Source organism: Salegentibacter maritimus, assembly GCF_016236975.1.
In the GTDB taxonomy this organism is placed as follows: Bacteria; Bacteroidota; Bacteroidia; order Flavobacteriales; family Flavobacteriaceae; genus Salegentibacter; species Salegentibacter maritimus.
The window spans coordinates 81,085-102,172 of sequence record NZ_JAEHNY010000013.1 but is presented as its reverse complement, the minus strand read 5'-3'; the positions used below and the strand labels follow the sequence as shown (position 1 = coordinate 102,172).

At 37.1% G+C, this 21,088-nt stretch carries 17 protein-coding genes; 5 read left to right on the top strand and 12 right to left on the bottom strand.

All coding sequences use genetic code 11. From position 1 onward, the window contains the following. Positions 1-30: 30 nt before the first annotated feature. The 8 genes from I6U50_RS13795 to ggt form a co-directional block, all read right to left on the bottom strand. Complete coding sequence (locus tag I6U50_RS13795; RefSeq protein ID WP_198639274.1) at positions 31-2,463, bottom strand: TonB-dependent receptor; 2,433 nt, start codon at positions 2,461-2,463, stop codon at positions 31-33. Further along, the gene (locus I6U50_RS13790) at positions 2,444-3,808 is read right to left on the bottom strand and encodes an HTTM domain-containing protein (RefSeq protein WP_198639273.1); all 1,365 of its coding nucleotides are present in this window, start codon (positions 3,806-3,808) and stop codon (positions 2,444-2,446) included. The genes I6U50_RS13795 and I6U50_RS13790 overlap by 20 nt, the downstream gene beginning before the upstream one ends. A 3-nt stretch (positions 3,809-3,811) precedes the next feature. Beyond that, positions 3,812-4,924, bottom strand: a complete 1,113-nt coding sequence (locus tag I6U50_RS13785) for an imelysin family protein (RefSeq protein ID WP_198639272.1) — start codon at positions 4,922-4,924, stop codon at positions 3,812-3,814. 60 nt (positions 4,925-4,984) lie between these two features. Continuing rightward, positions 4,985-6,187 carry a DUF4856 domain-containing protein gene (locus I6U50_RS13780; RefSeq protein ID WP_198639271.1) on the bottom strand — a complete coding sequence of 401 codons (1,203 nt, stop codon included), beginning with the start codon at positions 6,185-6,187 and terminating at the stop codon, positions 4,985-4,987. A gap of 129 nt (positions 6,188-6,316) precedes the next feature. Continuing rightward, complete coding sequence (locus I6U50_RS13775; RefSeq protein WP_198639270.1) at positions 6,317-7,180, bottom strand: hydroxymethylglutaryl-CoA lyase; 864 nt, start codon at positions 7,178-7,180, stop codon at positions 6,317-6,319. Positions 7,181-7,301: 121 nt separating this feature from the next. Then, a complete protein-coding gene (locus tag I6U50_RS13770) occupies positions 7,302-7,916 on the bottom strand; it encodes a LysE family translocator (RefSeq protein WP_198639269.1) in 615 nt (204 codons plus the stop codon). Between the two features lie 10 nt (positions 7,917-7,926). Continuing rightward, the gene (locus I6U50_RS13765) at positions 7,927-8,952 is read right to left on the bottom strand and encodes a quinone-dependent dihydroorotate dehydrogenase (RefSeq protein WP_198639268.1); all 1,026 of its coding nucleotides are present in this window, start codon (positions 8,950-8,952) and stop codon (positions 7,927-7,929) included. 70 nt (positions 8,953-9,022) lie between these two features. After that, positions 9,023-10,723: a gamma-glutamyltransferase gene (gene ggt / locus I6U50_RS13760; RefSeq protein WP_198639267.1), complete on the bottom strand. Its 1,701-nt coding sequence runs from the start codon at positions 10,721-10,723 to the stop codon at positions 9,023-9,025. A gap of 98 nt (positions 10,724-10,821) precedes the next feature. On the opposite strand from ggt, the gene pepT reads away from it, so the two are divergent. Both pepT and I6U50_RS13750 read left to right on the top strand, forming a co-directional pair. Then, entirely contained in the window at positions 10,822-12,063 is a 1,242-nt protein-coding gene (pepT, locus tag I6U50_RS13755) for a peptidase T (RefSeq protein WP_198639266.1), read from the top strand. A gap of 128 nt (positions 12,064-12,191) precedes the next feature. Beyond that, entirely contained in the window at positions 12,192-12,785 is a 594-nt protein-coding gene (locus I6U50_RS13750) for a YdeI/OmpD-associated family protein (RefSeq protein ID WP_198639265.1), read from the top strand. A 183-nt stretch (positions 12,786-12,968) separates the two neighbouring features. Here the strand turns inward: I6U50_RS13750 and yajC are convergent, their stop codons facing one another. From yajC to I6U50_RS13730, 4 genes are all read right to left on the bottom strand, one after another. Next, positions 12,969-13,295, bottom strand: a complete 327-nt coding sequence (gene yajC, locus I6U50_RS13745; RefSeq protein ID WP_198639264.1) for a preprotein translocase subunit YajC — start codon at positions 13,293-13,295, stop codon at positions 12,969-12,971. A gap of 3 nt (positions 13,296-13,298) precedes the next feature. Next, positions 13,299-13,763 carry a DUF1573 domain-containing protein gene (locus tag I6U50_RS13740; protein ID WP_198639263.1) on the bottom strand — a complete coding sequence of 155 codons (465 nt, stop codon included), beginning with the start codon at positions 13,761-13,763 and terminating at the stop codon, positions 13,299-13,301. A gap of 48 nt (positions 13,764-13,811) precedes the next feature. Continuing rightward, positions 13,812-14,756: a transcription antitermination factor NusB gene (nusB, locus tag I6U50_RS13735; RefSeq protein ID WP_198628419.1), complete on the bottom strand. Its 945-nt coding sequence runs from the start codon at positions 14,754-14,756 to the stop codon at positions 13,812-13,814. Between the two features lie 82 nt (positions 14,757-14,838). After that, the gene (locus I6U50_RS13730) at positions 14,839-15,942 is read right to left on the bottom strand and encodes a Glu/Leu/Phe/Val family dehydrogenase (protein WP_198628418.1); all 1,104 of its coding nucleotides are present in this window, start codon (positions 15,940-15,942) and stop codon (positions 14,839-14,841) included. Positions 15,943-16,077: 135 nt separating this feature from the next. Here I6U50_RS13730 and I6U50_RS13725 point away from each other — a divergent pair, with 135 nt between their 5' ends. The 3 genes from I6U50_RS13725 (at position 16,078) to I6U50_RS13715 (ending at position 20,895) form a co-directional block, all read left to right on the top strand. Beyond that, complete coding sequence (locus I6U50_RS13725) at positions 16,078-17,835, top strand: ABC transporter ATP-binding protein (RefSeq protein ID WP_198639262.1); 1,758 nt, start codon at positions 16,078-16,080, stop codon at positions 17,833-17,835. A 75-nt stretch (positions 17,836-17,910) separates the two neighbouring features. Then, complete coding sequence (locus I6U50_RS13720) at positions 17,911-18,291, top strand: PUR family DNA/RNA-binding protein (protein WP_193712204.1); 381 nt, start codon at positions 17,911-17,913, stop codon at positions 18,289-18,291. Between the two features lie 81 nt (positions 18,292-18,372). Continuing rightward, positions 18,373-20,895 (top strand): M14 family zinc carboxypeptidase, encoded by a 2,523-nt coding sequence (locus I6U50_RS13715; RefSeq protein WP_198639261.1) that lies wholly within the window; start codon positions 18,373-18,375, stop codon positions 20,893-20,895. Positions 20,896-21,088 lie beyond the last annotated feature (193 nt).

Here is a 21,088-nt window from a genome sequence, read left to right as displayed (position 1 = left end):
CTTTAATTATTCATTTCTACCACCTAAGCTTTAAAATTTAAATTGAAGACTTGTATACCAGGTTATGGGCTGTGCCGGAATAATCCCCGGACCGGGGTAACCCGTAGCTCGTCTTGTAAAATAGGAGTTATCTAAAAGATTATTCACCCCAGTTTCTAACTTAAACTTACCTAAACTATAGGAAGCCGAAAAATCTAAAATCCCATAAGCCGGAATACTCCCTTCTATACCTCGTTGGTTATCATCAACATCTTGAGGGGCATTGGTAGCATCTGTATATTGCTTAGACAAATAGGTATATTGAAGACCGGCCAGAAAATTAGCATAACCAAAATTTAAACCTGTTTTTAGGTTTACGTAGGGAATAAACTCTACCTGATTCCCCTCCACATTAGTTTCTTCTGAGGCGGTATATTCAGAATTTGTAAAAGCGGTGTTTAGAAAAAGGTTTAATCGGTAATTCTTAGCTTGTTCAAAAAAAGTATTCTTAATGTTCCAGTCGGCAAAAGTTTCTAAACCATAAATAAACGCATCTCCAATATTTCCACGCCTTCTAACTATAAAGCCATCTTCAACTCCCAAAACTTCCCCGATCCTATCTCTATACCATAAACCAAATATACTGGCGTCGTAAGACAGGAAGTTTTTTAAATTCCCCCTAATTCCAAAATCTGAGGTAAAGCCGCGTTCTTCTGAAATATTTGGATCTACCACAAAACTCGGATTTACAATTCTAATATCGCTAAAGGTAACCGACCTGTAATTTTGGGAAAAATTAGCATATAATTCATTAGATGAATCCAGGTTATAGCTGGCTCCAATTCCTAATAACACAAAGCTTCTTTCCAGGTCTTTATCCTCTTCTTTGGTTCTATTAATTAAAGGATTATCGGCCAGGTCCAACACTATTTCTTTATAAAAACCATTGGCCTTTGTATTTATATACTCTAACCTAAAACCGGGTGTAACCGACAATTTATTGGTAAGGTTAAAGATATTTTCTCCAAAAATGGCAAGGTTTTTATTTGGAAATTTGTACTCAGATTGCCTTGGGTAATTTGGGTATTCATTATTGGTAAAAGTAAATTCGGGCTTAGCCGAAACTGTTCCCGGACCTTGTTTTTGAAAATTATTGGCATCGTAATATTTACTTCCAATTAAAAAAACCGATTCCCCATCAAATAAATTATACCTGCTTAATAACCTGGCCTCTGCACCCCAATTAGAAAAATCGTCTACCAATAATTCCCTTGGTGCCGAAAGATCATCAGGTTGCGAGACACGGTTTTCCCTAAAACCAACGGCTTTACGCGATGCATCCAACCCAAACAGGTTTAAACTAAAGTCTGTTCTATTAGAAAAGCGATGATTAAATTTTAGCGCATATAAATTCCAGTTTACATCAAACCAGTTTCGCTTCCTATTGCTAAATGTAGGGTCTTCATAAAACTGTGCATCGGTGAGGCCGCCAGGTTGCTGGGCTACATAATCTAAATAAGTATACTCAAAACTAAGCCTGGTTTTATCGCTAAAATCCCATCCAAAATGAGAAAAGAAATTATTAGAGGTATATTCTGAATTAGGCCTAAAACCTTCTCCGGTTTTGTGGTTGTAATAAGTGTAGTAGCTAAACTTACCAATAGTACCTGCCAAACTATTAAAACTAGTAAAAAGGTTATAAGAACCTACCGACTGCCTTGAAACCAATTCTATTTTTTTATCGCGCGGAGGCTTTTTAAATTTGAAATTAATGAGACCGCCAAATTGTGTCCCATATTGTAAGGAAGCTGCACCTCGCACTACTTGAATTTCCCTTAGCGCCTCAGGCGGTGGGGTATAATAACTCTCGGGATATCCCAGCACGTCGGCCGAGATATCGTAACCATTTTGCCGGGTGTTGAAATTCTGGGTTCGGTTAGGGTCAAGGCCGCGCCCACCAATATTTAATTGAAGCCCCGCATCGCCATTATCATAAATATTTAAACCAACCACCTGGTTATAAATCTCCCTGGCATTATTGGCGGCGAGATTTCCGGAAACTTTATCCATAAGAACCACTTCACTTTTTTTACCGGCATAGATAGCAGTTCCTTCTACCTTTCTAAGCTTTCTTAAAGCAAATAATTGCTCTCTTCTATTAGTAATCATCACCTCGCTAAGACTTTCGGCTAATGGCGAGAGGCTAAACTCCATTACAAGATCTCCATTTATGCTTATTTGCTGTTCCAGGATGGCATATTCGTAACTAAAAACAGCAAAATTATAGGTGCCCTGACTAATCCCGGTAATTTCGAAGTTTCCATTTTCATCGGTAACCACTACATCAGATGTTGTTCTATTCCAAACTTCGGCATTTGGTATGGGCGCCCCTGTTTCAGTAGAAATCACCTTCCCGCTAAGACTATGTTGGGCATAGCTAAACGACACTAAAAAAACTAATATACTAAAGACCTTTAATTTCATCCTTAAATGGTAAAATGAATGTTTTATGTTTAAAAGAGTCCGCGAAATTAAGCAAATTAACCTGCGGGTCTATATAGGGAGTGCTCTTTCTTCCGTTAAGCGCCACATAATTTTCTACGTAGATTTCAATATTTTCATGACCATCTTTAGTAAAATGATCGGCTAAAAAATGAGCATATTCAAGAATAAAATCGGGCTGAAAAGACATTTGTTTTTCCTGAAAGGGTGTAAGAAAATCTGAATTATCTACATAAAATCGTTTTCCAGTCTCAGCGTTTACCACTTTAAACTGAGCATAGCCGGCTTTTTCCATAAGCATTACACGCCAAGAAAACCTAAAGCCCTCTTCTGTCCAAAACAGTTCGCCCGGATACAGTAAATATCGCCACGGGAATAAAAGCTGAATAATAAAAAAGACTGTAATCACGCCCAGACTTAGGTTTTTCTTTACCCCTAAAAACTGGTAGGTCTTTAGATTGTCAAATTTTTGTTTCGATATACTAAACCACTTTGATATTAAACCTAATATACCATGATGGATTTTCGGACTAAAAAAGATCAATGCGCTAACAATCATAATAAATGGAAACATGCCTATTGGGAAAAGCACACGGGTTAATACATGAAAAACAATTACCATTAAAAACGCTACAAAGCGGGTTCTTCTGTATAGTAACAAAAAAGGAATAGAAAGATCGTATAACATTCCACTCCAGCTAAAGGCATAATGCACCCATTCCTGTTGCATAAGATTGCCCAGGAAAGGAAGATCGTATTTTGATGGCAACCATATTTTTAAAGGCATGGCCCTAAAAAGCCAATCGGAATTAATTTTTGCCAGGCCGGCATAGAAATACACAATTCCCAGCAATAATTTAATTACATCTATGCACCACTGTGGTATTTTTTGAAAAGCTTTGGCCGGATTTTGCCGGGCATCTATAGAAAAATAGACATTAGCGGGTAAAAAAATCATTAAAAAACTAAGAATACTAATAAAGTAATAATGATTAAGATAAGTAGTTTTATCCATAAGCTCTATATAGGTAAAGCTTAGGAAAAACAAGACAATAGCCAAACGATATTTATAACCTACGGCTACCATTAAAGCCGCAATACCACAAAGTATAAAAATTAGATAAGTATATTCTCCCAAAGGTTTAACCCATTCAAACCCGTAATAAGAAAAGAAGAATTTTGGTGTGATATATAATTTTTCTATCCAGCCATTTAGCCAAAAACGTACTATACTCGCAAACATCATAAGACCAAAAAACAAACGAAAAACCGCCAAAGGGGCGGCTTCCGTTGATTTTTTTAGATATTTACTTAGCACGGTTTGCATCAATTAATCACCGTCTGAATCTACATAATCTACGCTAATTGAAAGCGTTTGCATCATATCTACTTTTAAGAGAATTACCAGCTTTTGAAGCTCATCATGAGCCGCTAACATCTTAGAATTATCGGTTTCTACCTGTAACCTAAGGTTATCATTCAGGTCTGAACTTTGATTTCTAATAGCCGAAAACTGATCTGATATAGAAGCCGTTAAACTCTCTGAATCTGTTTTATCTTCCATATACTTCAAATACTGGGAATAGCTTGGTCCATTTTCACCTCCATTCACTGTAACCCCATAGTAAAAATCTTCAAAGCTATCCAACGCCTGCAGGTATAAATTCTTCGAAATATCTCCGGCATAAAGCCCTTCAACATTTCCTGGTGAAGGTGAACCGGTAAAAGCACCGGCAGGATAACCAATCTTTCCGGATCTTAGTATTTTTTCATAATACATTACATAATCGTTCGTAAACCTATCTACCGAACCGGTACTTGAAGAACTGGTATTATTTACAAAAGTATCTCTGTAATCGCCCTGCCAGGAAGTTGTAACCTCAGCAGTTAATGTATTGATATGTTCGGCCACAGACAGTATATAATTGATAGATTCTGGATTTGCAGTTAAAGCCCCCAGGGTCTCTTCTGCCGTTCCGTAGCTGTACAACAAGTAATCTAAAGCAGGAAAACCTTGTTCTGCATAACTTGAAGGCAATTCAAGATTATAACTTCCAGAAGCTATTTTAGATTCAATATTTTCTGTTTTGGTTGGGTATGTATTTAGGAAATTTCTGTAACCTAATTCTTCAGCTTTTCCAATTTGAAACATCTCCACCGTTTGAAACTCCTGATAAGCTACCTTATATTGGGCCCTAAGCGTTTTTAATACCGCAAGATCTGGAGTTTCTGCAAAAGCCCCGGCTATATCTTCCAGCTTTTGTGTCTCCTCTTGAAAAGCCACAAAAGATGGCACAATTATATTATCGGCCCAATTGGCCAGCATTTTGCCCCTGTCAAAATTATCTGAACCGGTAGAATCGCCACCCTCACCATCATCTGTACTACAAGCAACGGCAAATGCTAACATTGCGATCAATAAAAATTTTGAAATCTTAATCATAGCTATAAATATTAAAAACCGGAGCAGAAAAAATAATTCAGCTCCGGTAAAGTTTTTTAATTATGCTTCTGCTACCGTAAAATCGAAGGCAGCAGCAACTTCTTCAGAAATAGTATCTAAAGTCTCTGGTGTCACTTCCCAAAAACCATCCCCACTCATTAACTGTCCTAAATAATTTTCAACATTATCGGCAGAAATATAGGGTGCACCTGTTTCCGGGTTATGGGTAAAACTAAGACTATAGATAAATCCATAAGCTTCAGAAAGCGAATGAAATGCAGCTCCGGTTTGCCCCTCAGCCATTTGCTCTTTACCTGCCTGTAGATAATATACTGTCTTTACAGCAATAATTTTTGAAATATTCTCACGGATAATTTTTACCTGGGCATCACGAGCCTGGTAATCTCCAGCAACAATAGCTGCCCTACCGGTTTTAAAAGCTTCAAAAGTTTCTTCGGCTATACCTTCAAAATCACTATCGTCATTTACACTCCCCATATATTTAAACAAAAGGGCATCATCACTTTCATTTAAAACCGAGTTGGGATCTTGTTGTGGAATAGAAGGATCTCCGTAAAGGTATCCGTAAGCCTCATCCCACTTATGCTCCATGGTGGTGTAACTTTTACCTTCTTCAAGCATACCGGCATCATTATTAACACGATTATCGCCTTCATCCAAAACTTCCCGAGACAGATAGTTATTTAAAATTTGATCGGCCAACAGTCCTCCAATAAGGCCTTTTGCAAAAGCCTGGTTCATTTCCAAACCTTTTTCATTAACATATCTAACCTTAGTTCCCTGGGCTATTTGGCCCGCTTTACCGGTATCGGCCAAAACTTCTTTATTAGCTTTTACTGCTGTAAATTGCTCAGAAATATAAGAATCAAAGTCACCTTTAATCTCGGCGCTTTCTACTGTATTTGCTGAAAAATATAATTTAGAAGCCGCTACTTTAGATTTTATACTTTTGGAGGATTCATTAAGGCTTGCATTCTCAAAAGGAGCATTTTCATTTGCAAACATATCCAGCAAAAGTGTTTCGCTTCCATTTTCAAAATCGGTAAACTTAGCCAATATTTCGGAAGTCATTTGCAGCCTTGTAGTTTGACCTGAGTAACTTACGCTAGAATTAGCATCTCTTTCAAAAGTATAGGTTTCAGGGACCTCCAACTTGGGGTTTTCTGGTGAAACATCATCGTCGGATGAACAAGAGGTAAGCGTTAACCCACCTAAGATTGCTGATAAGAACAGCTTTTTCATATTACTTTATTTAGACTGATTAAAATTATTGAGCAGCAAATATAAAAACAGAATTTTGTTAGAACAAGTTTATTTAGATTAATTTTAAATAGGTTTTATTAATCAACTGCAAAATTTAAATAAAGACAATTAATGGTAAGCATTAAAGATTTTAGAAGCTTCATTATAAGCAGATTCAAAACTGGTCATTTTAATATTTGAGTCCAGCCTTTTAGAGTTGAAATAAGAAAGCATTTTTTCGGAAGGCATATTACCGGTAAGCTCATCTTTTGCCATAGGGCAGCCCCCAAAGCCCTGAATTGCTCCATCAAACCTTCTACAGCCTGCCTGGTAGGCAGCATCAATTTTTTCGTGCCATTTGGAAGGTATGGTATGAAGGTGGGCACCAAATTCTATTTCGGGATATTCAGGAATTAGATTTGAGAATAGGTATTTAATAATTTCCGGAGTAGAACTTCCAATAGTATCTGATAAGGAAAGAATCTTTACCCCCATAACCGATAACTTTTTTGTCCACTCCCCTACAATCTCCACATCCCAGGGATCGCCATAAGGATTCCCAAAGCCCATAGAAAGGTATGCTACTACTTTTTTATTCGATTTTTCTGCAATTTCAAGAATCTCCCCCAAAATATCTACAGATTCAGTAATGGTTTTATGGGTATTACGCATTTGGAAGTTTTCGGAAATTGAAAAAGGATAGCCCAAATAATCAATTTCAGGATGCGCTGAAGCATCCTTTGCTCCCCGGGTATTTGCTACAATAGCAAGCAGTTTACTTTTTGTGGTAGAAAGATCTAATTTAGATAAAACTTCAGCCGTATCTACCATTTGTGGAATAGCCTTAGGAGATACAAAACTTCCAAAATCTATGGTATCAAAGCCGCAACGCAATAAAGACTGAATATACTGTACTTTTTTTTCAGTAGGAATAAAGGTTTTAATTCCCTGCATGGCGTCTCGCGGACACTCAATAAGCTTGATTTTATCCATATCATCAAAGATAGTATTTTAAGGAATATCTAAAAACCAATGCATATTAATTCATTTTATTAGCATCCTACTAGTAAAAAAGTATAACTTCTAATTTTCCGTTAAGTCTAATTTTATACAACTAGATCAGTATAAAAGTTGCTATTCCTATAAAAACCACAATCTGCAACCATTTTAGAACAAGGGCAGAGTGTGTATGCTTTTTTAAGTAAGTAGAGGTTTTCCCGGCTAATAAAGCTACAATTCCAAAGATAAGAATTGTAATACCCATAAAAAGTAGGCCTAAAATATAGAATTGAACCACGGTATTTCCTTCCGGATCCCAAAGAAAACCGGGAAAAAAGGCCAGAAAAAATATGGTCACTTTTGGGTTTAGCACATTCATTATAAATCCCTGTTTGAAAAGCGACAACAAAGATTTCTTTTGAATTCCTTTTGAAGAATAAGCAATTTTAGGGTCGCTCTTAAAAACCAACCAGGCCAAATACAGCAGATAAATAGCACCCAGCAATTTAATAATCAAAAAGAGTGAATCTGAACTTTTAATAATCGCCGACACCCCAAAAGCCACCAGACTGGTGTGAACAATAATACCCGTGGCCAGCCCCAGGGCTGTGACAAAACCATGCTTTTTACCATTTGCTATTCCCTGAACCATCACATAGATAATATCGGGGCCCGGTGAGATGGTTAAAATAGCTGAAGCCGTTAAAAAGGGAATGAGCTGGTCTATCATTTAAAATAACTTAGCCCCTACTTCTATTTAACAATGCTTTATTAATTCTTTTTATTAAAGCCGGGCCTTCATAAATAAATCCGGTGTATAATTGCACTAAACTAGCACCGGCATCAAGTTTCTCCAACGCATCTTCGGCGGTGTGTATACCCCCAACTCCAATAATTGGAAAGGCTTTATTACTTTTTTCAGAAAGAAAACGAATCACTTCAGTAGCCCGGTTTGTTAAAGGCTTTCCACTAAGTCCGCCGGTTTCTAACTTATTTTCAGATTTTAAGCCTTCACGGGAAATGGTTGTGTTAGTTGCAATTACCCCTGCGATTTTTGTTTCTTTTACAATTTCTATAATATCCAGTAACTGCGCATCAGTAAGGTCGGGAGCTATTTTTAGCAAAATAGGCTTTTGCTTAGGCTTTGCGGCATTTAAATTTTGCAGGGTATTCAACAAATTAGTAAGCGGCTCTTTATCCTGTAACTCCCTTAAATTAGGGGTATTTGGAGAACTCACATTTACCACAAAATAATTTACATAATCGTAAAGCGCTTCAAAGCAAATCTTGTAATCTTCTACGGCATTTTCGTTTGCAGTAATCTTGTTTTTCCCAATATTCCCGCCAATAAGTACATTTTTATTCTTCTTAAGTCGGGCAACAGCTGCTTCTACCCCATCATTATTAAAGCCCATTCGGTTAATAATAGCATTATCTTCTTTTAACCTAAAGAGGCGTTTTTTCTCGTTACCGGGTTGCGCTTTTGGGGTAACAGTGCCTATTTCAATAAACCCAAAGCCTAAATCTGATAGCTCCTGAAAAAGCTTTGCATCTTTATCGAAACCAGCGGCAAGCCCCACCGGATTCTTAAATTTAAGTCCGAAAACCTCTCGTTCCAATCTCGAATCTTCCAACTGGAACTTCTTTTTTACCAGGCTTTTAAAAAAGGAAGTTTTACCGAATTTCTTTAAAGTGTTAAAAGTGAAATGATGCACCCATTCAGGATCAAACCTAAAAAGGAAAGGGCGTAAAAGCGATTTATACATTATAACTGGGTTTTCACAAAAATAGACTAATTTACACAGCCCAAAAAGTCCAAATCGATTATTTTAAGTATCAATACCCTTTTGCCGTATCATCTCCCCTCCTATCGGCACCAGCTTCCAAACGGCCATTGGGCAATATTTTAATCGCATCTACTTTCCCTATAATTCGAGATTCATTTTCATCTATATGATAAGCTTTCAACCTTAAAGAATCTAACAAACTGGCTTCAAATGCATTGGGCTCAAAAAGCACCTTATCGGGCAACCATTGATGATGAAAACGAGGTGCGTCTACAGCTTCCTGCATATTCATTTTAAATTCTTTTACATTAAGAATAGTTTGCAAAACCGAGGTAATTATGGTAGAACCACCCGGTGACCCCAAAACCATAAATAATTCTCCATTTTTTTCAACAATACTGGGCGTCATAGAACTTAGCATTCGCTTTTGTGGCGCTATAGCATTTGCTTCGGCTCCTACAAGCCCAAACATATCGGGAACTCCAGGTTTTGCACTAAAATCATTCATTTCATTATTAAGAAAAAAACCAAGTTCCTCAATATACATTTTAGAACCATAGGCTCCGTTTAATGTAGTGGTTACAGCTACGGCATTTCCATATTTATCTACTATAGAATAATGTGTGGTTTCGTCGCTTTCGTATCCGGGAATTTCACCATAACTAATATTGGAAGAAGGTGTGGCCTGGTCAAAACTAAAATTCTGCATTCTCCCTGAAAGATATGCGTCACTCAATAAAGTATCTACCGGAATATCCACAAAATCAGGATCTCCCAGATAAAAACTTCTATCGGCATAAGCTCTACGTTCGGCTTCGGTGACCACCTGGATAGTTTTAAGCGAATTATGACCATATTCGGCTAAAGGAAAAGTTTCCAACATTTTTAAAATTTGCCCTAAAACAATCCCACCACTTGAGGGTGGTGGCATAGATATAATTTTTAGGTCTTTATAGTCCAGTTTTACGGGCTCCCGCCAATGCGCCTGGTACTTCAGCAAATCTTCCATATTCATAACACCACCTCTTTCCCGGAGATAAGCGATCATTTTCCTGCCGGTTTCACCGGTATAAAATTCGTCTCTTCCATTAGTAATTATTCGCTCCAGGGTTTTCGCAAGTTGAGGGTTTTTAATGGTATCTCCCGGCCTGTAAGTTCTAGCAAATAAAATAGTATCCTTATTTTCCCGTAAGAACAATTCGCGGTAATGAGCCAGAGTTTTACTTTGTTTTTCGGTAACTACAAATCCGTTTTTAGCCAAAGCAACTACGGGTTCTAAAATTTCATTTATGGGTAAAGTTCCAAACTTTTCGTGGGCTGCAAAAATTCCGGCAATTGTACCGGGAACGCCAACGGCAAGTGGGCCGTACATACTTTTTTCTGATAGTACATTTCCATCTTTATCCAGGTACATTGTTTTAGAAGCCGCCAATGGCGCTTTCTCTCTAAAATCTAAAGATCCTGTTTCGCCGTTTGCTTTTCTATAAACCATAAATCCGCCGCCGCCTAAATTTCCGGCAAAAGGAAAGCTAACCGCGAGTGCCATTTCGGTAGCTAACATAGCATCAAAAGCATTACCCCCATTTTTTAGAATTTCCAAACCAATAATGGAAGCCTCTGCCCTGGCCGAAACCACCATGGCAGAATCGGCTATTAAAGTTTTTTTACCAAAATTATCCTCAACAAGGTTTTTAGATTTTATACAGGAAGAAAGGATTAAAATAACGAAAAGGAACAATAGTTTTTTCATAAGTGCAAGGAATAGCTATTCACGTTAATTATATTTGCTTAGAAGAGATGAGCTTACAAAATACTCTTAAAATTCTGAATAATAAAAGTGGAAACCAAATGATTAACAAACAGCGGATTATAGATAGATTTATTAGCTATATCACCATAGATACCCAAAGTGATCCCGAAAGCCAGACTACCCCCAGCACTCAAAAGCAATGGGAATTAGCTAAAAAGCTGGCGGAAGAGTTGCAGGCAATGGGTATGACCGAAGTTAGTATAGACGATAACGCCTATGTGATGGCCACGCTACCTGCTAATGTTGCGCATAAAGTTCCGGTTATTGGTTTCATTTCTCATTTTGATACTTCCCCCGATTTTAACGCTACCAATATAAAACCGCAAATTATTGAGAATTATGACGGAAGGGATATTATTTTAAACAAAGAGAAAAACATTATTCTTTCTCCCGAATATTTTGATGATTTAAAACAGTATAAAGGTCAAACTATAATTACCACCGATGGCACCAGTCTTTTAAGTGCCGACGATAAGGCCGGGATTACAGAAATAATGACGGCGATGCAATATTTATTGGATAATCCTGAAATTCCCCATGGAAAAATCCGGGTAGGTTTTACCCCTGATGAAGAAATTGGTCGCGGTGCCCACAAATTTGATGTGCAAAAATTTGGTGCTGAATGGGCATATACCATGGACGGGAGCCAAATAGGAGAATTGGAATATGAAAATTTTAATGCCGCCAGGGCCGTAGTTAAAGTACATGGAAAAAGCGTACACCCCGGTTATGCCAAAGATAAGATGGTAAACAGCCAGTATATTGCGGTAGACTTTATTAATTCTTTACCAAGACTGGAAACACCCGAACATACCGAAGATAGACAGGGATTTTTTCATCTTAGCAATATAAAAGGAGATGTAGAAGAAACCCAACTGGAATATATAATTAGAGATCATGATTTAGGGCATTTTAATGCCAGAAAAGAGATGATACAGAATTTGGCTTCAGAGATATGCTCGCAATATGAAAATGATTGTATTTCGGTAGAGATCACCGATCAATATTTTAATATGCGGGAAAAAATTGAACCGGTAATGCATATTGTAGACATTGCCAAAGAAGCTATGAAAGCAGTAAATGTTGAACCCATTTTGAAACCAATTCGCGGTGGCACTGATGGATCTCAACTAAGTTATATGGGGTTACCCTGCCCTAATATTTTTGCCGGCGGCCATAACTTTCACGGAAAATACGAATATGTACCGGTAGAAAGTATGCAAAAAGCTACTGAAGTAATCGTAAAAATTGCAGAAATAACTTCAGAAAAATATAAGTAAATTAGCTTTTGGCAAAACAAAGAGACATTACATAAAAAGATTTTTATTTCAAGGCTAGCCCCGGATTTCCGATAACTATCGGGATAAATCTCGATTATCGAGTAAAACCATATTCAAGCAAAAGGAAAATGGCTGTAAAATCGGTAGATGAATATATTGTAACCCATAATTCCTGGGAAAAAGAGCTACAGGCTTTAAGAGCAGTATTACAAAATACAGAACTTGAGGAATGTATAAAATGGGGAACACCGGTTTACACGCTTAACGGCAAAAATGTGGTTGGCATGGCAGCATTTAAAAATCATTGTGCCCTTTGGTTTTTTAATGGAGCCTTGTTAAAAGAGAATACCGCGCTACTCTATAACGCTCAGGAAGGCAAAACCAAAGCTCTAAGACAAATAAGATTTAGAAAAGAAGATAAAATAAGACCCGAAATTCTTCAGAAATATATAGCAGAAGCTATCCAAAACCAGCGGGAAGGAAAAGAGATAAAACCGGTTGTTTTAAAAAAGTTACTACTACCACCAGAATTAAAAGATGCTTTTAAAGCTGATAAAGGTTTAGAAAAATCTTTTCTGCAATTAACTAAAGGCAAACAAAGGGAATATGCTAATTATATTGCTGAAGCAAAAAGGGAAGCTACAAAAAGATCCCGACTGGAAAAGATTAAACCAATGATTAAGAATGGTGAAGGACTTCATGATAAATACAAAAATTGCTAATAGAGAAAGAATATTTAAAAAATTCATTTTTACGTCAATCTCAACTTGTTTCAGGTTCTAAAATGTTAGATTCTGAAACGAGTTTAGAATGACGTATTTTTTTACAATTCTTAAATCTCCCTAAAAATAAAAATCCCCAGGCTTTAACGCTGGGGATTTTCTATTCTAAATTATAACAGAAAATTATTTCTTCCCCTTAACGGCTTTTGCCTTGCTTTCTTTTTCCGGCTTGGCTGTTTCGTTAAGTTTTTTACTCATTTCCATAGATATGGAAGAGCGATCAAAAGTTATTTTTCCTGCTCCGGTTTCTATAATCACCGCATTGTTTTTTTCGCTAAAATCCACAACTTTACCGTGCATTCCACTTTTAGTGACTATACGGTCTCCGCGTTTTAATTCGGAAGCAAAGTTGCGTTCTTGTTTAGCTTTTTTCATTTGTGGACGTATCATAAAAAAATACACCACTAAAAACATTAAAATTATTGGGGCAAATTGGGTTAATTGATCCATTTATTAGCTAGCGTTTTCATCGGTTTCTACAAAGGCTTTAATTTTAAGACGCTCTGTACCGGCTTCTGTATTGGCAGTTACCGTTACTGTTTTTGTTACCTGACCTTTTCCAGAGCCATTAAATTTCACCAACATTTCTCCGGTTTCTCCCGGTTGAATTGGATCTTTGGTGTAAGATGGAACGGTACAACCGCAAGTACTTCTTGCATTTGTAATTACCAATGGCGCCTGCCCGGTATTGGTAAATGTAAAGGTATGCTCTACATTTTTACCCTGTGGAATAGTACCAAAATCATGCTCTGAAGTTTCAAACTCCATCTTTGGATATACGGTAGCCTGTGCATCGCGTTCTGCAGCACTTTCTACATTTTCCGCTTTTACTTTTTCCGAGGCGTTATTGTTGTTGTCTTTACACGAAGTAAAAAGCAGCGCCCCTACTGCAGCCAACATTAAGATTCCATTTTTCATAATCATGAACTTTATAATTTAATTTTTAAAATTAAGAAATTTTCTTCATTACATAAGACCTCGCCCTACTTTATTTAATTTATTGTGTTCCCTATACTCTTTAGATAACTTATCTAAAACACCATTTATAAAAATACTACTCTTTGGAGTACTGTATTCTTTGGCAAGTTCTAAATATTCATTAATGGTTACTTTTACCGGAATTGAGGGGAATTTAAGGAATTCACAAATTGCCATTTTCATAAGTATCATATCAATTTCTGCAATTCGGTCTTTATCCCAGTTTGGGGTTTTTCCCAACATTTCTTTTGCTAACACATCATCATTTAGATAGGTTTTTCTAAATAAATCTTTCGCAAAATCTTTATCCTCTTCATTTTTATAAAGCTTATCCAGTTTTAAACTTTCGGCAGAATGAGGTTTTAATTTCTGAAGAAATTTTAATACCGCGGTATTTACAATTGGCAAATCGTCTATCCAGGTAAGTTTAGCGTCTTCAAGATAGTCGTAAAGTTTTTCGTTGGGAGCAATAATCTCTTTAAAAACGGCAATTATAAACTCTTTATCTTCTTTGAAACTCGACTCCCGGGTTTCCATATAGCTTTTATAGATATCGCTATTTTTTAAAGCCTCCCAAATAATCTGCACATAATCATCATCCCTTTTCCAATGGGTTATTTTTCTTGACTCCAGTGCGTCCTGTAAACTCTCGTTATTCTGGAAAATATTAAAAATAGCATTGGAAACGAATTTTTTATTGGGATCTTTCTCCTCACTGGTAGCAAGGTATTTCTGTTGGGATTTTTCTAAAAAGTTTTCGGCCTGGCCTTTTAACTCTTCAATGAGGCTTAGCTGCACCAGAAAGAGATCGTACATCTCTTCCATACTTTTAAGGAGGAATTTTTCCTCGGTCCCCAGGTTGTTGTTTTGGCTTTGGTTAAAGGCGTAGAGTGATTGCATTACTTTAACCCGAATATGTCTTCTTGTCAACATAATTGTAAAAGAACTTTTTAGAATTAGAAAAGGCGAAAGAATATTCTTTCGCCTTGCAAAAATATCAAACTTTTGAAATTGATTACTTCAAATTTTGTTTTTTTCTATCATCAATTCGTTGTTGTGCAATTTTAAGTGCTGCAAAGTGAGAGGTCATATCTTCCTTATCGGCTTTACTTAGAATTTCTAAAGTAGTGTTATAAATATTCTCTGTTTTTCGCATAATCTCTTGCTTCCCGTAATTTTCAAGTTCTGCATACACATTTATAATACCTCCGGCATTAATAAGAAAATCTGGGGCATAAACAATTCCTCTTTCCCTAAGAACCTTACCGTGTGTAAGTTCATCGGCTAATTGGTTGTTAGCTGCACCGGCAATAACCTTTGCATTAATACGCTTTACCGTATCATCGTTAATGGTTGCTCCCAGGGCACAAGGTGCATAGATATCTACATCGGCAGCATAGACATCGGAACCTTCAAAAATTACTGCTCCGTATTTATTTTTTACAGCTTCAAGTCGTTCTTCATTAATATCACTAATAAAAACCCTGGCTCCATCCTGGGTTAAATGCTCTACAAGAGTTTCACCCACGTGACCTATTCCCTGAACCAATACCGATTTCCCTTCCAGGTCGTCACTACCAAACTTATGCTTTACAGCCGCTTTAAGTCCCATAAAAACACCATAGGCCGTGATTGGAGATGGATTACCGGCACCGCCTTTGTCTTCAGAAATCCCAGTTACATATTTAGTAACTTCACGCACAGTATCCATATCGGCAGTTTCCATTCCCACATCTTCTGCAGTGATATATTTTCCGCTAAGAGAATCTACAAAACGCCCAAAACTTCTCATTAGTTCAGGTGTTTTTTGAGTCCTGGCATCACCAATTATAACAGCCTTTCCTCCACCAAGATTAAGTCCTGTAATTGCACTTTTAAAGGTCATTCCACGCGAAAGGCGCAAAACATCATTCAAGGCCTCCCATTCACTACTGTAGTCCCACATTCTGGTACCACCCAGTGCAGGTCCTAAAACCGTGTTATGAATACCAATAATTGCCTTTAAACCTGTATCTTTGTCGTTGCAAAAAACTACTTGTTCGTGGTTATCAAAAGAAAGTTGACCGAATACTGGTGCAGACTTCTTTAGTTCATTTGCGTTTAGAACATCAACTTGCATAACTTGTTACATTTTTTAATTTAGTGTTTTCATTTTTCTGAAAATCACTATGCAAAAATAAAGAATATTTCAATAAACAGACTTTTAAAACGTGTTAAAATAACATATTCTTAAAATTTATCTTTTTATTCTTACATGAAGAACCTTAAGCATCTCAATAAATATTTTGTAAAATATAAGTGGAAACTATTGATAGGCCTGGTAATAACCATAGTGGCCCGTATTTTCGCACTGTATTATATTCCTCTAATTGGCGATTCTACAGATGCTATAGAACAATTTATTAATGGTGAGATAAGTACACTCGAGGTACTTAAAACCGAACTTGCCATGAATATAGCATTAATAATTGGAGCTACCCTAATTGCTGCATTTCTTACTTTTTTAATGAGACAAACATTTATTGTGGTCTCAAGGGATATTGAGTTTGATTTAAAAAACGAAATCTATAAACATTACCAGGAGCTCTCTCTTAATTTTTATAAGAAAAATCGCACCGGAGATTTAATGAACCGTATTAGCGAAGATGTTAGCAAAGTAAGATTATATCTTGGCCCGGCAATTATGTATACGGTAACCACTTTTACATCTACTGTGGTGGTCTTAATTTTTATGATTCAGGCAGCCCCAAAACTTACCTTATTTACGGTGGCACCCCTTCCTGTTTTGGCGTTTTCTATCTATAAAATTAGTGTGGCAATTCACAAGCGAAGCACTGTAGTACAGCAGTACCTTTCCAGGTTAAATACTTTTACCCAGGAAAGCTTTAGCGGAATTGCCGTTATAAAATCTTACGGGATGGAAAAGCAAATAAACCACGACTTTGTAAATCTTGCCAACGGGAGCCGTGATAAAAACATTGACCTTGTTAAGGTACAGGCTTTCTTTTTTCCGCTAATGGTGTTATTAATAGGAATTAGCAATGTACTGGTTATTTACATTGGCGGTAACCAATATATAAATGGGGAAATTGAAAATATTGGGGTTATTGTAGAGTTTCTGCTATATGTAAATATGCTTACATGGCCCATTGCCTCTATAGGTTGGGTAACTTCTTTAGTACAACAAGCTGATGCATCCCAGGAGCGTATCAACGAATTTTTAAAAGAAAAACCAGAAATTGTAAATAAAAAAGACACCCCCGATGAAATTCACGGTAGTATTGCTTTTAAAAATGTAAGTTTCACCTATGATGACACCAATATTACGGCCCTTAAAAATGTTTCATTTGAAATTAATAGCGGTGAGACCCTGGCCATTATAGGAAAAACCGGTGCCGGAAAATCTACAATTCTGGAACTTATTGGTAGGCTATACGATGTAGAAAAGGGGGAAATTTGTATAGATGATAAAAATATAGAAGAGCTTAACCTGGATAGCCTAAGGACTAGTATTGGTTACGTACCACAAGATGCATTTTTATTTAGCGACTCTATTAAAAGCAACATCAAATTCGGGAAAACAAATGCTACCGACCAGGAGATATTTGAAGCTGCAAAGAATGCCTCGGTACATAAAAATATTCTTGGGTTCAGCAAAGCTTACGAAACAGTTCTTGGCGAACGTGGCATCACCCTTTCTGGAGGTCAAAAACAACGAGTTTCTATTGCCCGTGCTATAATTCACGACCCAAAAATTTTATTATTTGACGATTGCCTCTCGGCGGTAGATACCGAAACCGAAGAAGCTATTTTAAATAACCTCTTTAAAATTTCAAAAGATAAAACTACCATAATTGTAAGCCACAGAATTTCTTCGGCCAAAAACGCTGATAAAATAATTATTCTGGAAGACGGTGCTATTGTACAACAAGGCACTCATTCCCAATTATTAAACCAGCCAGGCTATTATAAAGAATTATATGCAAAACAGTTAAATGAAAAAGAAATGTGAAATTTTTTTGCTAGATGTTAAAAATTTTTAGATTTTTGAGCAGTACTAAACCAAAATATTTAAAGAATCTATTTTATGAGTGACAAGGGAATGATGGAGAAAGAAGAAATATTCTCTAAAGTGCTGAGAGCCGGAAGAAGAACTTACTTTTTTGATGTTAGGGCAACACGTGCAAACGATTATTACCTAACAATTACCGAAAGTAAAAAATTTACTAACGATGATGGTTCTTTCTTCTACAAGAAACACAAAATTTACCTTTACAAAGAAGATTTTGCCGGTTTCCACGAAATTCTTCAAGAGATGACAGATTTTATCTTGAATGAAAAAGGAGAAGAGGTAATTAGCGAGCGTCATCAAAAAGATTTCAAAAAGGAGTATGAAACTTCTGAAGATGAAAGTCAGGAAAACAATACACCAAAGAAATTTACCGATGTAAGTTTTGACGACATTTAAATTATTGCTTTTAAGATTTTATAAACCGTCCCGAGATAATCAGGACGGTTTTTTTATATTTATATCCCAAATAAAAAAAATATGCAAAAATTTCTACCCTTTCTAATTTTCTGTATTTGTTTAAACTCGTTTGCCCAACAAGAAAATAAAGAGCTTGGCCTGGATTATTATTTGCCCCAGAATATAAACTATAACGACGACATACCAAAACCTCAGGATATAATTGGATACATTCCCGGGGAATGGCATGTTACACACGATTTACTCGTAAATTATATGCGTGAGCTTGCCCGTGTGTCACCAAGAATAGCTATTGAAAATCGTGGCGAAACTTATGAAGGTCGCCCACTTATATTACTCACCATAACTTCTCCAGAAAACCACGAAAATTTAGAAGAGATTCGCAAAGAACATCTGGCATTAACGCAAGAGAATGCCTCTTCCCTAAATGTAGCAGAAATGCCTATAGTGGTAAACCAGGGTTTTTCTATTCACGGAAACGAGGCCAGCGGCTCTAACGCTGCTCTCTTAGCAGCTTATTACCTCGCTGCTGCCGAAAGTGAAGAAGTAAAAGATTTGTTGAACAATACTATAATTCTATTTGATCCTTCATTTAATCCAGATGGACTGCAGCGCTTTGCGTACTGGGCCAACACCAATAAAAGTGAAAATATAAATCCCGACCCTCAAGATAGAGAGTATAGCGAAGTTTGGCCGGGCGGTAGAACCAATCATTATTGGTTTGATATGAACCGCGATTGGTTACCGGTACAATTGCCCGAATCTCAGGCGCGTATAGCAACATTCCATAAATGGATGCCCAATATTTTGACCGATCATCACGAAATGGGTTCTAATTCCAGCTTTTTCTTTCAGCCGGGAATTCCTTCAAGAACGCACCCATTAACGCCAGAAATTAACCAGGAACTTACCAAAGAAATAGGAAACTACCATGCTGAGGCTTTTGACGAGCTAGGCTCTTTTTATTATACCGAAGAAAATTACGACGATTTTTACTACGGAAAAGGTTCTACCTTCCCCGATATTAACGGAAGTATTGGAATTCTTTTTGAACAGGGAAGTTCTCGTGGCCACGCCCAGGAAACCGACAATGGTATTTTAACCTTTCCCTTCACCATACGCAACCAGTTTACTGCAGCACTTTCTACTTTAGAAGCTGCTAAAAATATGCGTGAAAAAATCCTCAACTATCAGCGTAATTTCTATAAAAACGCCCGTAACTCTGCCAAAGATGGTGCTTATGTTTTTGGAAGTGAAAAAGATGCTGCTTCGGCTTACGAGCTGGCGAAAATCCTTAAAAAGCATCAGGTTGAAATTCATAGCTTAAAGGAAGATTTCGAAGCCGAAGGAAAGAGTTTCAAAAAACATTCAGCTTATGTGGTCCCAAAAAATCAGCGCCAACACAGACTTGTAAAGGCAATGTTTGAACGCCGTACCGAATTTGAAGATAGTTTATTTTATGATGTTTCGGCATGGACCCTGCCCCTGGCCTTTAACCTGGATTTTGCTGAGGATGTTAAACTAAAACATGCGGGAGAAGAAATAAAAGAACTTTCCGCACCAAAAATTGAAACTTTAGAGAAAAGCAATTACGCTTATGTAATGCAGTGGCACGATTATTATTCACCTAAAGCCCTCAATATGATTCTTGAAGAAGGGCTTCGAGCAAAAGTGGGAATGCAAGCTTTTTCTTTAGCCGATAGGGAGTACGATTACGGCACCATTCTAATCCCGGTTCAAAATCAAAAGTTGGATGCAGATAAGATGTATCAATTTCTACAAAATGTAGTAGAAAAGTCGAATGTTCAAATTGATGCTATAAACACTGGTTTAACCGAAGGAATAAATCTGGGAAGCAACCAGTTTGAAGCCCTTGAACCGGCAAAAGTAGCTTTAATTGTTGGCGACGGAATCACTCCTTATGATGCCGGTGAAATTTGGCATTTATTTGACCAGCGCTACGATATGAAAATCACCAAACTGGACACCAGGAGATTTTCGCGTACAGATTTAAGTCGTTATACCGATATAATTTTGCCCAATTCCCGCGGAAGTGCTCTGGAAAAAAGAGACATAGAAAAACTTAAAGACTGGATTCGTGACGGCGGAACTTTAATTGGTTACCGCAATGCCGCGCGCTTTTTTGAAAAGGAAGATTTTATGGACCTGGAAATCAAAAAAGACAGCCTGGTAGCCAAGGATATTAGCTTTGAGGAACAAAGAGATTTTAGAGGTGCACAGGGTATTGGAGGTGCTATTTTTGAAGCAAAGATAGATCGCTCACATCCGGTAAATTTCGGTTATACCAATGATAAACTTGCCTTGTTTAGAAATACTACAATTTTTGTAGAAGCCGATAAGCAAAGTTACAACAATCCTATCCGGTACACGGAAAATCCTTTGCTAAGTGGATATATTAGTGATCCGCGCTTAGAAGATATTGCCGGTACAGTTCCTTTTAAATATACTGGATTGGGTCGCGGAAATGTAATACTATTTACCGATAATACGAACTTTCGCGCTTTCTGGTATGGTACCAATAAACTTTTAATGAATGCTATCTTTTTTGGTGACGAGATGTAAATTTTAGTTATATCACATAGAGAGCCCTAAGGTTTTAGAAAGCAAAATTACCGGGAAATGCCAATAATTAGATAAAACTGGCAAATCCCGGTATTTTTTTAGACATCTCCGGGCAACCTATATAAAACCGCGAACTCCTAAAACTCTATAAAGATAGAAACCTACCACCAGTTTCTGTTATGGTGAAGCTATT

Coding starts and splice junctions, on each gene's coding strand:
- I6U50_RS13795 (WP_198639274.1), bottom strand. CDS start 2,463: ATGAAATTAAAGGTCTTTAGTATATTAGTTTTTTTAGTGTCGTTTAGC.
- I6U50_RS13790 (WP_198639273.1), bottom strand. CDS start 3,808: ATGCAAACCGTGCTAAGTAAATATCTAAAAAAATCAACGGAAGCCGCC.
- I6U50_RS13785 (WP_198639272.1), bottom strand. CDS start 4,924: ATGATTAAGATTTCAAAATTTTTATTGATCGCAATGTTAGCATTTGCC.
- I6U50_RS13780 (WP_198639271.1), bottom strand. CDS start 6,187: ATGAAAAAGCTGTTCTTATCAGCAATCTTAGGTGGGTTAACGCTTACC.
- I6U50_RS13775 (WP_198639270.1), bottom strand. CDS start 7,180: ATGGATAAAATCAAGCTTATTGAGTGTCCGCGAGACGCCATGCAGGGA.
- I6U50_RS13770 (WP_198639269.1), bottom strand. CDS start 7,916: ATGATAGACCAGCTCATTCCCTTTTTAACGGCTTCAGCTATTTTAACC.
- I6U50_RS13765 (WP_198639268.1), bottom strand. CDS start 8,952: ATGTATAAATCGCTTTTACGCCCTTTCCTTTTTAGGTTTGATCCTGAA.
- ggt (WP_198639267.1), bottom strand. CDS start 10,723: ATGAAAAAACTATTGTTCCTTTTCGTTATTTTAATCCTTTCTTCCTGT.
- pepT (WP_198639266.1), top strand. CDS start 10,822: ATGATTAACAAACAGCGGATTATAGATAGATTTATTAGCTATATCACC.
- I6U50_RS13750 (WP_198639265.1), top strand. CDS start 12,192: ATGGCTGTAAAATCGGTAGATGAATATATTGTAACCCATAATTCCTGG.
- yajC (WP_198639264.1), bottom strand. CDS start 13,295: ATGGATCAATTAACCCAATTTGCCCCAATAATTTTAATGTTTTTAGTG.
- I6U50_RS13740 (WP_198639263.1), bottom strand. CDS start 13,763: ATGAAAAATGGAATCTTAATGTTGGCTGCAGTAGGGGCGCTGCTTTTT.
- nusB (WP_198628419.1), bottom strand. CDS start 14,756: ATGTTGACAAGAAGACATATTCGGGTTAAAGTAATGCAATCACTCTAC.
- I6U50_RS13730 (WP_198628418.1), bottom strand. CDS start 15,942: ATGCAAGTTGATGTTCTAAACGCAAATGAACTAAAGAAGTCTGCACCA.
- I6U50_RS13725 (WP_198639262.1), top strand. CDS start 16,078: ATGAAGAACCTTAAGCATCTCAATAAATATTTTGTAAAATATAAGTGG.
- I6U50_RS13720 (WP_193712204.1), top strand. CDS start 17,911: ATGAGTGACAAGGGAATGATGGAGAAAGAAGAAATATTCTCTAAAGTG.
- I6U50_RS13715 (WP_198639261.1), top strand. CDS start 18,373: ATGCAAAAATTTCTACCCTTTCTAATTTTCTGTATTTGTTTAAACTCG.